The organism is Bacillus sp. S10(2024), assembly GCF_050473865.1.
GTDB lineage: Bacteria > Bacillota > Bacilli > Bacillales > Bacillaceae_G > Bacillus_A.
In genome coordinates this window covers 2,299,882-2,312,932 of record NZ_JBFLUR010000002.1, presented here as the reverse complement: position 1 = coordinate 2,312,932, position 13,051 = coordinate 2,299,882, and the positions used below count along the sequence as shown (strand labels likewise).

Annotated in this window: 12 protein-coding genes and 1 pseudogene; 7 read left to right on the top strand and 6 right to left on the bottom strand. The window is 37.8% G+C overall.

Annotated elements, in window-relative coordinates:
* Nucleotides 1–19: 19 nt before the first annotated feature.
* Nucleotides 20–1,261, top strand: coding sequence for a competence protein CoiA (locus tag AB1280_RS11875; RefSeq protein ID WP_429755912.1), 1,242 nt, complete (start codon nucleotides 20–22; stop codon nucleotides 1,259–1,261).
* Between the two features lie 46 nt (nucleotides 1,262–1,307).
* Complete coding sequence (gene pepF / locus AB1280_RS11870) at nucleotides 1,308–3,134, top strand: oligoendopeptidase F (protein ID WP_429755911.1); 1,827 nt, start codon at nucleotides 1,308–1,310, stop codon at nucleotides 3,132–3,134.
* A gap of 680 nt (nucleotides 3,135–3,814) precedes the next feature.
* Here the strand turns inward: pepF and AB1280_RS11865 are convergent.
* The 4 genes from AB1280_RS11865 to AB1280_RS11850 all read right to left on the bottom strand — a co-directional run bounded on the left by AB1280_RS11865 (nucleotide 3,815) and on the right by AB1280_RS11850 (nucleotide 6,650).
* Nucleotides 3,815–3,988: a hypothetical protein gene (locus AB1280_RS11865; RefSeq protein ID WP_429755910.1), complete on the bottom strand. Its 174-nt coding sequence runs from the start codon at nucleotides 3,986–3,988 to the stop codon at nucleotides 3,815–3,817.
* 229 nt (nucleotides 3,989–4,217) lie between these two features.
* The gene (locus AB1280_RS11860; RefSeq protein ID WP_272187334.1) at nucleotides 4,218–5,111 is read right to left on the bottom strand and encodes a ClpXP adapter SpxH family protein; all 894 of its coding nucleotides are present in this window, start codon (nucleotides 5,109–5,111) and stop codon (nucleotides 4,218–4,220) included.
* The gene (locus AB1280_RS11855; protein WP_272187335.1) at nucleotides 5,111–5,506 is read right to left on the bottom strand and encodes a globin; all 396 of its coding nucleotides are present in this window, start codon (nucleotides 5,504–5,506) and stop codon (nucleotides 5,111–5,113) included. Before AB1280_RS11855 ends, AB1280_RS11860 begins: the two co-directional genes overlap by 1 nt.
* Before the next feature lie 565 nt (nucleotides 5,507–6,071).
* Nucleotides 6,072–6,650 (bottom strand): CYTH domain-containing protein, encoded by a 579-nt coding sequence (locus tag AB1280_RS11850; protein WP_429755909.1) that lies wholly within the window; start codon nucleotides 6,648–6,650, stop codon nucleotides 6,072–6,074.
* Between the two features lie 143 nt (nucleotides 6,651–6,793).
* Here AB1280_RS11850 and AB1280_RS11845 point away from each other — a divergent pair, with 143 nt between their 5' ends.
* The 4 genes from AB1280_RS11845 to AB1280_RS11830 all read left to right on the top strand — a co-directional run bounded on the left by AB1280_RS11845 (nucleotide 6,794) and on the right by AB1280_RS11830 (nucleotide 9,832).
* Complete coding sequence (locus tag AB1280_RS11845) at nucleotides 6,794–7,165, top strand: hypothetical protein (protein WP_272187337.1); 372 nt, start codon at nucleotides 6,794–6,796, stop codon at nucleotides 7,163–7,165.
* 53 nt (nucleotides 7,166–7,218) lie between these two features.
* On the top strand, nucleotides 7,219–7,854 hold the full coding sequence (locus AB1280_RS11840; protein ID WP_272187338.1) for a GTP pyrophosphokinase: 636 nt from the start codon (nucleotides 7,219–7,221) through the stop codon (nucleotides 7,852–7,854).
* A 21-nt stretch (nucleotides 7,855–7,875) separates the two neighbouring features.
* Entirely contained in the window at nucleotides 7,876–8,673 is a 798-nt protein-coding gene (locus AB1280_RS11835) for an NAD kinase (RefSeq protein ID WP_272187339.1), read from the top strand.
* Nucleotides 8,674–8,944: 271 nt separating this feature from the next.
* Complete coding sequence (locus AB1280_RS11830; RefSeq protein WP_429755908.1) at nucleotides 8,945–9,832, top strand: RluA family pseudouridine synthase; 888 nt, start codon at nucleotides 8,945–8,947, stop codon at nucleotides 9,830–9,832.
* A gap of 18 nt (nucleotides 9,833–9,850) precedes the next feature.
* On the opposite strand, the gene prpE is transcribed toward AB1280_RS11830, so the two are convergent.
* The gene (gene prpE, locus AB1280_RS11825; RefSeq protein ID WP_272187341.1) at nucleotides 9,851–10,591 is read right to left on the bottom strand and encodes a bis(5'-nucleosyl)-tetraphosphatase PrpE; all 741 of its coding nucleotides are present in this window, start codon (nucleotides 10,589–10,591) and stop codon (nucleotides 9,851–9,853) included.
* Between the two features lie 76 nt (nucleotides 10,592–10,667).
* Nucleotides 10,668–11,828, bottom strand: coding sequence for an FtsW/RodA/SpoVE family cell cycle protein (locus tag AB1280_RS11820; RefSeq protein WP_272187475.1), 1,161 nt, complete (start codon nucleotides 11,826–11,828; stop codon nucleotides 10,668–10,670).
* 391 nt (nucleotides 11,829–12,219) lie between these two features.
* Here AB1280_RS11820 and AB1280_RS11815 point away from each other — a divergent pair.
* Nucleotides 12,220–13,012: pseudogene (locus AB1280_RS11815) on the top strand (TylF/MycF family methyltransferase).
* The last annotated feature ends 39 nt before the right edge of the window (nucleotides 13,013–13,051 follow it).

Here is a 13,051-nt window from a genome sequence, read left to right as displayed (position 1 = left end):
GGAAGAAAGGAGTGATTTTATGTTTGTTGCAAAGAGAGAAAATGGAGAAGAAATTCATCTTCTTCATGGATGGAAGGAAAAGCAACTGATGATGCTACGGAAGAACGAGTGCTTTTTCTGTCCCATTTGTGACTTCGAAGTACAACTGAAATTAGGAAAACAAAAACAGTGGCATTTTGCTCATAAGAAATCACATAGCTGTAAAATTGAGTATGAAAATGAATCGGCGTATCACTTGCGGGGGAAAGAACAGTTATACAGATGGTTTCAGTCGCAAGTTTGTTCGATAAACATAGAGCACTATTTACCGGCGATTCAGCAGCGGCCTGATTTGTTTGTAACAATTGGAAATCGGCAAATTGCAATTGAATATCAATGCGCAAGTTTATCAGCAGAACAGTTGTTAAAACGAACGGAAGGGTATTGGAAAGAAGGGATTCAAATATTATGGATTTTAGGAGGGAATCAACTCAAACGTCACGGGGCCTATTGGCTGTCGCTTTCCTCTTTTCATTCCTGCTGTGTGCAATACCACCCCAATCCACATCTCATCTATTTTTGCCCCGATGCAAAAGCTTTTTTCAAATGTAATCTTCTTTTACCTTTTTCCTCGTCAATTGTTTTTTCACATGCAATTTATTTTCCCCTTCCTATCACTACATTTAAAACTCTTCTTACAACATCACCTCTTTCTATTCAACCTTTAGAAAAAGAGTGGATGAATAAAAAACAGCGCTTTAGAGCAAATAGCATTCATATATGGAAGCAAGGCGAGCGTTCTTTTTTAAAGCTTCTTTATGAGCATCACATATCCCTTTCTTGTTTTCCTCCTGAAATAGGTGTTCCGTTACCGTCGCTTTTGGCATTTCGTACGCATTCTTTCATATGGCAAGCTTATATTTTAATTGAACTACTAGGGAAATTTGCAGTAGGAGAATATTTTTCATTGCATACTGTTTTTCAGTATGTTGAACGGCATCGGGGGATTCGAAGACGCTTCCTGCCATATTTTCCACAAACATTTTGGCAGCAAGCAGTGAAAGAATATATGCAATTTTTATGTATAATTGGGGAAATTGAGCAAGTAGATGTTTACAAATATCGAAAAATACGTTGTTTTATTGTTCCTAAAACAGAAGAGGAAGTGCAGAAGTTTGATCACTTATTTTTAACAGAAGCTTTTATGCTGCTGAAATCAAATTACAACATGAGTGAAGGGAAAACGGATATAATAGAAAAGTACCCAGAAGGAATTACATAAGAAGAATCGAATTGTACTAGGAGATAGGAATAAGGAGGGTTTACAAATGACTGAACAAAAAACAGCAAAAGCTTTGCCAGCGCGTAATGAAATTGAAGTAGAAAACACGTGGCGCTTAGAAGATATTTTCCAAACAGATGCAGAGTGGGAAGCAGAATTTCAAGCGGTGAAAGAACTATTGCCAAAGCTGACGGAATTTAAAGGGAAACTTGGAGAATCAGCAAAAGGATTGTTAGAGGCATTGCAATATGAAGATGAAATATCAATGCGTCTTGGAAAACTGTATACATACGCACATATGCGTTATGACCAAGATACAACAAATTCATCTTATCAAGCATTAAATGACCGTGCGACAAGTTTGTATTCACAAGTATCAAGTAGTATGGCTTACATTGTGCCAGAAATTTTAACCATTGCAGAAGAAACGTTGCAATCATTTTTACAAGAGAATAAAGAACTAAAGGTATATGAGCATGCATTAGAAGAAATTACGCGTCAGCGTCCTCATGTATTATCAGAGGCAGAAGAAGCGTTATTAGCGCAAGCTTCTGAGGTTATGAGTGCATCTAGTAATACATTTGGTATTCTAAATAACGCAGACTTGAAATTCCCATCGATTCAAGATGAAAATGGGGAAGAGGTTGAAGTGACGCACGGACGTTATATTCAATTTTTAGAAAGTGATGATCCTCGTGTTCGTCATGATGCGTTCCATGCAGTTTATGAAACGTATGGAAAGTATAAGAATACATTTGCGAGCACATTAAATGGTGCAATTAAACGAAATAATTTTTATGCGAACATTCGTAAATATGATTCCGCTCGCCAAGCGGCACTAAGCAATAATAATATTCCGGAGTCTGTATATGATCAGCTTGTGGAAACGGTAAATGAAAACTTACATTTATTACACCGTTACATTGATATTCGAAAACGAGCACTCGGATTAGATGAATTGCACATGTATGACTTATACACACCGCTCGTACCAGAAGTGAAAATGAACGTCACATATAAAGAAGCGCAAGATATCCTTTTACAATCATTACATGTACTTGGAGACGAGTATGTTGAAATCTTAAAAGAAGCGTATGAAAATCGCTGGGTAGATGTATATGAAAATAAAGGGAAGCGAAGCGGTGCTTATTCATCTGGTGCTTATGGAACAAATCCATATGTATTAATGAACTGGCATGACAATGTAAATAATTTATTTACGCTTGCGCACGAGTTTGGTCATTCTGTGCATAGTTACTATACAAGAAAAACGCAGCCTTACGTGTATGGTGATTATTCGATTTTCGTCGCAGAGGTAGCGTCTACATGTAATGAGGCGCTATTAAATGATTATTTATTAAAAACGACAGATGATAAGAAGAAACGTTTATACTTATTAAATCATTATTTAGAAGGTTTCCGTGGTACAGTGTTCCGCCAAACAATGTTTGCTGAGTTTGAACACGCTATTCATCAAAAAGTGCAAGAAGGTCATGCTGTAACGCCAGATATGTTAACGGACATTTACTATGATCTAAACAAAAAGTATTTCGGCGATAGCTTAGTGATCGATAAAGAAATTGGTTTAGAGTGGTCCCGTATTCCACATTTCTATTACAATTATTATGTATATCAATATGCAACAGGCTTCAGTGCAGCAACTGCTCTATCAAAACAAATTTTAGAAGAAGGTAAGCCAGCTGTAGAACGTTACATTAATGAGTTCTTACAAGCGGGAAGTTCTGATTATCCAATTGAAGTATTGAAAAAGGCTGGTGTTGATATGACGTCATCAGAGCCTGTAAAGGAAGCAATGCAAGTATTTGAAGAGAAATTAAATGAATTAGAAGCACTTCTATTTGAAGAGAAGTAGAAAGAGAACGAGAGTCGCATGACTCTCGTTTTTTTGTTCCGCTATTCGTGGGCAGTAAGACCCCCACTTCAAAATTAAGAGGAAATCGATGTCCAGTTCCAGTGGCTAGAATGTTCGGTGGCTTCGCTTCTTCGTACGAGGTAAAAAACACCTCTACGTCAGAAGCTCCATCCTCCTCACATTCTGGACGAGCCACTTCCACATTTCTTTGTTGTCCAGTTCCAGTGGCTAGAATGTTCGGTGGCTTCGCTTCTTCGTACGAGGTAAAAAACACCTCTACGTCAGAAGCTCCATCCTCCTCACATTCTGGACGAGCCACTTCCACATTTCTTTGTTGTCCAGTTCCAGTGGCTAGAATGTTCGGTGGCTTCGCTTCTTCGTACGAGGTAAAAAACACCTCTACGTCAGAAGCTCCATCCTCCTCACATTCTGGACGAGCCACTTCCACATTTCTTTGTTGTCCAGTTCCAGTGGCTAGAATGTTCGGTGGCTTCGCTTCTTCGTACGAGGTAAAAAACACCTCTACGTCAGAAGCTCCATCCCCCTCACATTCTGGACGAGCCACTTCGGCTTTTCTAAAGAATAGAGGTGGGGGATAATTCCCTGTAAAAGCCCGATTGATGAGGGCTTTTCATCAATGGGGATGAAAAAAACCCCCACTGATGGAAGTTTCACTGTATTTAAAATCCTTTAAAACGCTTTTGGTTAGTGAAATAAGATACAGCGAATATAATTGCTCCAAATAAAAGGGGAAGTGCTAAAATAAGCGGAAACACTTGTAATAATGAGAGAATGTATAAACAAAAAAACAAAAAAATAATACAAAGGAATAATACAAGATAGGATTTTTTCAATGAAAACCCTCCTAAAAAGACTCTTTATATATTGTATTCTAAAATGAAAACGTTTAGAATGTGACAGAAATGTGAAATTAAACAAAAAAGGTTGTCAATTAACGTCGAATCTTGTAATATAATAAACGTGAACGAATTCACATACAAACATATACCCCTTTGTTTGAACGTGAAATTTCTCCCATCCCCTTTAATATTTTTATAAGCCGTAAAGAAAACGACCTAGTGTTTACACTAGGTCGTTTTCTTTTGTAATCCATTTCCAATATCGTTCTCGTTTTATATCAATCATGCTTACTTTTCTCTTCAATAACAATTTTTTCATTTCTCGTTCTGCTTCGTTTTCAGAGTAATTATAAATAAAAGCAATTTCTTTTGTAGACATAAATTGAACATGCTCTAGTAATAGTTCTAGAGAAGGAAGTGGCTGTGGCTCGATGTCTTCTTTTACAATTTCTTTTAATACTTGTACATATACATCGTAACAATAAATACCGCCAATTTTAATTCCTTCTTCATTTGAATTCGCATGAAAGAACACGAGAGAAGGAATTTCTGTAATGTGCATTTCATTCGTGAATTTTAAATCACATTGAAATGCTTTTGCCGCACTTACAGAATTCAAATCTTGTTTGAATTCTTTCGCATCAATTCCACTTTGCTTTGCACATGTGAGCAGCGTATCTATAGTTGGTTTCGCTATATTTTCAAGTAAAATAGACTCTTGTAGTTTTCGTAAAAATTTCGAACCTGCTTTTCGACCTTGTAATTCTGCCGCTTTAATTGCAATTGAAGTGACATACGGAGTTGATGCGCCGCCGTGCGTATATACTTTTCCGTCGCAAGAAAACCCTTGTAAACTTGTTGTTTTCTCCCACACAAATCGAATATTAGCAGGTTTATTCCATTTGTGTGATGGGGAAATAGCCCCTTCTACTTTACCAGTAACGATGTGACGGAGTGAAAAGTATTTTCCATATTCGAGCCATAATTTAATTATGATTGGCTCAATTTCCCAACAATCTTTACAGAGTGGATCAATAAATAAATATGCTTCTACAGACTTAGGTTCACATTTTGAAGGAGAGATTGGCACAGTACGTTTTATTTCCTGTTTATCCATTAAGCTTCACCTGTTTCAGGAGTATTAACCATATGCTGTGCAGTTAATGTCAAACGTTCAAATACAAAATCACGAATCGGTCCATTTACATCTGTATCATCCATCGCTTGCTCCATACATGAGAGCCAGGCTTTTGCCCGCTTTGGTGTAATTTCGAATGGCAGATGACGAGCGCGTAGCATTGGGTGACCATGTTCTTCTGTATAAAGGCTCGGTCCTCCTAAATATTGCGTTAAAAATTGTTTTTGCTTCCTAGCAGTTTCTGTTAAATCGTCTGGGAAGATGGGAGATAAGTCAGGGTGTTTACTGACATAGGAATAAAATGTGTCGACTAATTTTGCAATGCCTTGTTCACCGCCAATTGCTTCAAATGGTGTCGTTGGTTGCTTGTTCATCCTTGTAACTCCTTTTTCCATCAAATATATATCTATCCCCGCTATTTTTGTAGTAAGACAAAGAAATAGGCAAGAGATAATGTAAGGCCTGATTGGTGAGAGCTTTCCTTCAGTGGAAAAGGCGCCCCTGAAGGAAGTTTCACTTTACCCCGCTCTAACGGGCAGTATCTTCAAGTGTCTCACGATGAAAAACTGCCCATAAGAACCCGATTGGTGAGAGCTTTCCTTCAGTGGAAAAGGCGCCCCTGAAGGAAGTTTCACTTTATCCCGCTCTAACGGGCAGTAATTTTAAGTATCTCAAGATGAGAAACTGCCCGTAAGAACCCGATTGGTTCAGCTAACCTCTTGTGAGGAAAAACGTCTCACAAGAGGAAGTTTCACTTTATCCCGCTCTAACGGGCAGTAATTTTAAGTATCTCAAGATGAGAAACTGTCCGTAAGAACCCGATTGGTTCAGCTAACCTCTTGTGAGGAAAAACGTCTCACAAGAGGAAGTTTCACTTTATTGTAGCAACGGATTGTTATGAAGGGCAAATAAATAGCTCTTAATCAATCCTTTGCTAGTTTATTTCTCTTTTTGCTCTTTGGCAAGAAAAAAGCGTTGTACTTTATTTTTTGTATGTCTGACAGGAATATTATGCGCCTTTAAGAAAGAAGAAAATGCAGCTTGTCCGGCCTGCTCATCGCTTACTTCATATTCGATTTCATAATCATCATGCTCGTAATAAAAACTATGATCGAATACGAGTGTACCGACTTCAAAGGTTGTTTCTGCTCGTTCAGTTGTTAAGCTTCCCATATACTGTAGTGAAGAAACAGGAATTTGGAGGGTTTCTAATTGCTTAGAAACGGCACCCTCGATTAATGTATTTGTTTCAATCATTATGTTTGCTTCTTCTTCTGTTAACGTTTGATGTGTTTCTAATAAGCCAATCTCTGCTGGCTGTTTTAGTGTTAGCGTATATGTGTTATTTTTATAGCGAATACGAAGGGCAGCACCGGCGTTTTTTAATGAAAATGCTGGTGTTTCGAAATAATGATTAACTTGTTTTGCGAATGTTGTAATGGAAAATGTGTGACATAAAGAATGGAATTCCTCTTTTGTAACCATATTTTTAAATTCAATTTCAATTTCTTGTTTCATATGTACGCTCCTTTTATGAAATATCCGTTACTCATTATCGCTTTTTCCTAAATTTCAATCAATGTTTTATTTGTTTCAGTGTATGTTATGTTACAATGAAAGTGTTGATTATGACAGGAAGTATAATATGGAGGAGTTAAAGTATGCAAAATAAAATTCAAGTTAAGAGCGTAGAAAAAAGAGAGAATGCTCTTATTTTTTGTGCAGAAAATATAGAGTTATGTGTAGAAGAATTGAAAGCGCGTAGTCATGTGCTTGTGGACTCAGATAATTTATCATTTTTATATATTTTAGAGAATGAAACATCCTTTATTTACGTAAGTATCCCGCAAACGTGTTGGGAAGAGTTAAAACATGCAATGAAGAACGATGAAAAGATGTTTGTTCGTATTCAAGACGTTGAAATTGAGTTAGAACAAATGAAAGAAGAATTAGAGTATTTGATTGGAAATATTGAAGGAAATGCAAATTACGGTGAGGAACTCGTAAATGAAGTAGAAAGAGTGTTTCTGTAAAGGGAAGCTTTCAGTGAGGGAAAAGAAACTGATTTGTTTTGGTGGTGGTTACATTGGATCGAAATTGGGAAGAATTTTTAGCTCCCTATCATCAAGCTGTAGGAGAATTGAAAGTAAAATTAAAAGGAATGCGTTCTCAGTTTGAAATGTTTGCCGAACATTCGCCGATTGAGTTTGTAACAGGCAGAGTCAAATCTGTTGCTAGTATTATTGATAAAGCAGAAAAACGAAACATTCCGCTTAGTCGTTTGCAAGAAGAGATGCAAGACATTGCGGGGCTTCGGATGATGTGTCAATTTGTGGATGATATTAAGCCAGTTGTAGAGTACTTACGAAAACGTAACGATTTTGAAATTGTGGAAGAACGCGATTACGTGACGCAAAAGAAAGAAAGTGGATATCGCTCCTATCACGTTGTTATTGGTTACCCAGTGCAAACGATTCGTGGAGAGAAAAAAGTATTAGTTGAAATCCAAATTCGAACGTTAGCAATGAATTTTTGGGCAACAATCGAGCATTCTTTAAATTATAAATATCGTGGACGTTTTCCAGAAGATATTAAAGTGCGTTTGCAGCGCGCAGCTGAAGCAGCTTACTTATTAGACGAAGAGATGTCTTCGATTCGTCTTGAAATTAAAGAAGCACAAAAGATTTTTTCACGCAAAAAAGAATCGAAGGAAACAGAATAATAAACTAAAGGGTGTTGGGCGATGAAATTTGCAATTATGTCAAAGGGAGATCAATCATCAAATGCGCTTATGAGTACGATGATGGAGTACTTATGTGATTTTGAATTTACAATGGATGAAAATGAGCCAGATATTGTAATTTCTGTTGGAGGAGACGGAACGCTGCTGCATGCGTTTCATCGCTACCAGAATCGGTTAGACAAAACAGCATTTGTCGGAGTGCATACTGGGCATTTAGGGTTTTATGCAGATTGGTTACCGACAGAAGTTGAGAAGCTTGTCATTGCGATTGCGAAAACGCCTTTTCAAGTTGTTGAATATCCATTATTAGAGGTCATTATTCGTTATATGAATGGGAATAAAGAATCACAATATTTAGCGCTAAATGAAGCGACGGTAAAAAGCAGTGAAGGAACACTTGTTATGGATGTAGAAATTCGCGGTGAATATTTTGAAACATTCCGCGGCGATGGTCTCTGTATTTCAACACCTTCTGGTAGTACTGCGTATAATAAAGCGCTAGGCGGTGCAATTATTCACCCGTCTTTAGAAGCAATTCAAGTTACGGAAATGGCGTCCATTAATAATCGCGTTTTCCGTACGGTTGGATCTCCGCTCGTATTACCGAAGCATCATACATGTGCGTTAAGACCAGTTACCGGAATGAACTTGCAAATTACAATTGATCATTTAGCGATGGTGCATCAAGATGTTAAATCAATTCAATACCGAGTGGCAGATCAAAGAGTTCGATTTGTTAGGTTTCGCCCATTTCCATTTTGGAAGCGAGTGCGCGATTCGTTTGTCGCGGATCAGTAAGGGAAATCTTATAGCGGCGGGTGTTTTTCCGCTGCTATATCAATATAAATTGAAAAAACGACACAAACCTTCTTTCTTTTTAAGTAGGCGAGAGCGTCTGGCCATGCGTAGAAGCGGTCAGGGCCTTTTTTTTCCACATGCAAGGGTTAGAAAGTAAGTAGCGGGTTCCTTTGTTTCTGCGGAGCAGCGGTCTAGATGTTGAATCCGCTATTCGTGGGCGGTTTTTCATTTTGAACACACCATTAGAGAGGGTTAGAAGAGAGCTATGCAATTGAGAAGGTTTATGTTAACGTGGTGTATAACAAAAGCTGATGAAGGAATGCTTATTCGAGAATTTTTGAAAGCGAAAGGTATTTCGAAAGCAGCGTTAACTGATATAAAGTTTCATGGCGGTGTGATTGAAGTCAATGAACATCATGTAAATGTGCGTCATGTTTTGCAAGAAGGTGAAAAGTTAGCAGTATGTTTCCCACCTGAGCAAAGAAGTGAAGGGATGCTAAGTGAGAATATCCCTCTTTCAGTTGTGTATGAAGATGATTCGGTCCTTGTTATTAATAAAAGGGCTTATATGTCAACAATTCCGTCAAGAGAGCATCCGAGCGGGAGTGTAGCAAATGCTCTTTTGCATTATTATGATCAGCAAAATCTTGCAAGTACAGTACATATCGTCACAAGGCTTGACCGAGATACATCCGGTTTAATGTTAATTGCCAAAAATCGTTTTATTCACCACTTGTTATCGAAACAACATCAGCAAAAACAAGTGAAAAGAACATACGAAGCAATTGTTCATGGAATGATAGCAGAGGATAGTGGAACAATTGATGCTCCGATTGCACGAAAAGATGATAGTATTATTGAGCGCATAGTCCGCGGGGATGGGCAGCGAGCTGTGACTCATTTTCATGTACAAAAAAGATGGAAAAATAAAACGCATGTAGCACTTCAATTAGAAACAGGGCGTACGCATCAAATTAGAGTACATATGGTGCATCTTGGTCATGCGTTACTTGGTGACGATTTGTACGGCGGAAAAACGGATGAAATAAAAAGGCAGGCACTGCATAGCACAAGTTTAACATTTTATCATCCCATATTGGAAAAGCAACTGACATTTCATGCGGAGTTGCCCGAGGATATGAAAAAGCTGATGGAATAAGGATTCCATCAGCTTTTTTTAGTCAATAGAGCGAAATTTCTCCGGTACAAACGGCATCGAAGAAGGAACTGAAACAGTCTCTATTTCTGGATAACGAAGCCCGGTTAATTTTCCGCCAAATACAGATCCAGTATCGATATTCACAGTATGATTGACGAAGCGAGGTTCTTGTACAGGTGTATGTCCATATACAATCCAAGCCTCCCCATTATAATGCTTCGCCCAGTCACGGCGGACAGGAGAACCGTCAGGGTGCTTTTCACCTGTAATATCCCCGTATAAAACGAAAGTTTGCACTTTCTTATCGCTTCTTCCGATATAATCTTGGCGAATGCCAGCGTGACAAACAACGAGTTTTCCCTTATCTAGCACGTGATAGAGCGGTGATTGTTCGTACAAGTCAATAAACTTTTTCTGGATAATTTTTTGATCGCGTGTGTGTAATGCCTCGTATTCTGCAACAGTTGTTTCTAAGCCGTGTGTTACTTGTACATTGCGACCAAGAAAGTAACGATATAATTTATTACAATGATTCCCCGGGGCATAATATGCTTCTTTTTTATGTATGACAAGTTCCCATACAATTTCAATCATTCGAAGAGAATGAGGACCACGATCTGTAATATCGCCTACGAAAGCAAGCTGTCGTTTTTGCGGATGAACAGGTAACCCGCTATCCCATGTATAGCCAAGCTGTTTTGTTAATGATGTAAATTCCTCTAAACAGCCGTGAATATCGCCAATAACATCATATTTCATATGAGATCACCTACTCTTTTTTGATTAGTATACCGCTAAGAGGGTAAGAAAAAAACCATATCCACTCGGATATGGTTTAATCAAACATAAATTTCTTCGTTCGTGACTGTACATTTAGAATGAAGCCAATCGCAATCATATAGGTGACCAAGGAACTACCACCGTAGCTTAAAAGCGGTAATGTAATACCGGTAATAGGAAGTAGTCCAATTGTCATACCGACATTTTGGAATACTTGGAATGTAAACATCCCGATTGTTCCGGCGCATATATAACTGCCGTATGGATCATTACTTTCTAGCGCAATGTGAATCATACGATAAATCAGTAGGAAGTAGAGTGAAATAACGACGCTTCCTCCTAAAAATCCGAACTTCTCAGCGATATTTGTAAAGATAAAATCTGTATGAGGTTCAGGGAAGTATACTTGTCCACCGTTCCAACCTTTTCCGTATAACTCACCTGATCCGGTCGCTAAAAGAGCTTGGGTTAACTGATAACCTTGCGTTGGGTATTCGTAAGGTGCTAACCAACCATAGAAACGGTCTAATTGGTATTCTTGTAAAATATGTGCTTTGAAGAATGCGGTGTGTGCAAAGTAAATATATACAAAGAGCGCACCAACTGCAACGACAATACCTGCTAACCCGAAAATAAAGCGCCAGCGAACGCCGGATACTAAAATCATCGCAGCAAGCATCGCTGAAATTACCATCGTATTTCCTAAATCCGGTTCTTTTGCAATTAACAATAGCGGTGGTAAGCTCGCTGCAAATATTTTTCCAAGTAAGAGCAAATCTTCGTGTGGTGTGCGAACTACATATTTTTCATTATGATCTACGATAAGACGACCAACGACAAGAATTAAAAAGAGTTTCATGATTTCTGACGGTTGGAAATTACCGATACCTGGAATTGAGTACCAAGCGGTTGCCCCTTTAATTGTTACTGCGCCTGGAAAATGAAACTCGAGTCCAAGAAGAAGAACCATTGCGAATCCATATAAATACCAGCAAATTTGTTTATAACGATCAAAGTCGATTACCATAACGGCAACAATTGCTACCACACCAATTACATACCATTTAATTTGCTGGGCAACGAAGTTAACCTTTTGTAATTTTGGCGGCAAGGACGGCTGTGCCATTGCGATGGCAAAACAACTTACTGTAGCAATTGCAAGTACAATTAGTATTAAAACGTAATCTATTTGATATCGAGAATTTTTATCTTTCACCGTACTGTATTCCTTTCTATGACTCATTGTTATTAAAAAAGACACTATTACCATCTTAGCTGATTTTTTGTTGTTTGCAAATATGTTGTTTAGATTTAAGTAGGCGAATGTCAGATGAGGGACGGTTTAATTTGGTGTTGTTATATTGGGATTCATATATGAGTAGAGATAATGCGTTAATTCATAATCATAAAATAAAAATGAAAAACATAAATTTTCTTTAGGGTTTCTTTTGCAAAAATTGTATTATTGCTGCCGCTTTCATAAGTAGTGGAACTCTATAGGAACATCAAAAATAGACAAAATAAATCATTAATACATTGTTAATGAATCATGGTTTGGAAAAAAGGAATCTCTACTACCATGAATCGGAAGATAATTAGGGAGAGGGCTGTTTCTTGAACTGTTGAAAAAGGCAATTTTATTCGAAATTTGGCAAGAGGATGAATTGTATTTATCTGTTACGGTTCCAGTTCCGTATTATGTAAAAGAATATATATAAGCTCACTATTTAAAACTTATACAAGAAGTTAAACCGAATTACGAATCACGCTTACAGGGGTTAGATTGGCCGGCTATTGCGCACAGTATGGTTGGTCGCATGCGAATGAAGCAATTACAATCAGCACTGGAGACAGTCGTTAAAGAAAATATTGAAGAGAATTTTATTGAAACAGGTGTATGGCGCGGTGAATCATGCATTTTTATGCGTGATTTTTTTCAAGCATATGGTATAACGAACCAAAAAATATGGGTAGCGGATTCGTTTGAAGGATTACCAAGGCCCAATGTTAAGAAATATCCGCAAGATGCAGAGGACACTTTGTATACGTTTGATTATTTACGTGTTTCGTTAGAACAAGTACGAGAAAATTTTAAGAAATATGATTTGCTTGATGAGCAAGTTAAATTTTTGAAGGGATGATTTAAAGATACGTTGCCAGCTGCACCTATTGAGAAGCTAGCGATTGCTTGGCTAGATGGGTAATCTTTATGAATCAACAATGGATAGGTTAACAAATTTGTACGATAAAGTAACAGAAGGTGGCTTCGTTATTATTGATGATTACGCTTTGCCAACATGTGAAGCGGCAGTTACTGATTTTCGAAAGGAGAGAAAGATTACAGAACCGCTCATTAAAATTGATCATTATGGAATGTACTGGAGAAAGGGAACGTCGTAAACTTCGGGTAGTTCGATGTATAAATAGCATGCGAGGGGA

What these genes read in the sequence shown, in the direction of transcription:
- AB1280_RS11875 (WP_429755912.1), top strand. Translation starts at nt 20, where the DNA reads ATGTTTGTTGCAAAGAGAGAAAATGGAGAAGAAATTCATCTTCTTCAT.
- pepF (WP_429755911.1), top strand. Translation starts at nt 1,308, where the DNA reads ATGACTGAACAAAAAACAGCAAAAGCTTTGCCAGCGCGTAATGAAATT.
- AB1280_RS11860 (WP_272187334.1), bottom strand. Translation starts at nt 5,111, where the DNA reads ATGGATAAACAGGAAATAAAACGTACTGTGCCAATCTCTCCTTCAAAA.
- AB1280_RS11855 (WP_272187335.1), bottom strand. Translation starts at nt 5,506, where the DNA reads ATGAACAAGCAACCAACGACACCATTTGAAGCAATTGGCGGTGAACAA.
- AB1280_RS11850 (WP_429755909.1), bottom strand. Translation starts at nt 6,650, where the DNA reads ATGAAACAAGAAATTGAAATTGAATTTAAAAATATGGTTACAAAAGAG.
- AB1280_RS11845 (WP_272187337.1), top strand. Translation starts at nt 6,794, where the DNA reads ATGCAAAATAAAATTCAAGTTAAGAGCGTAGAAAAAAGAGAGAATGCT.
- AB1280_RS11835 (WP_272187339.1), top strand. Translation starts at nt 7,876, where the DNA reads ATGAAATTTGCAATTATGTCAAAGGGAGATCAATCATCAAATGCGCTT.
- prpE (WP_272187341.1), bottom strand. Translation starts at nt 10,591, where the DNA reads ATGAAATATGATGTTATTGGCGATATTCACGGCTGTTTAGAGGAATTT.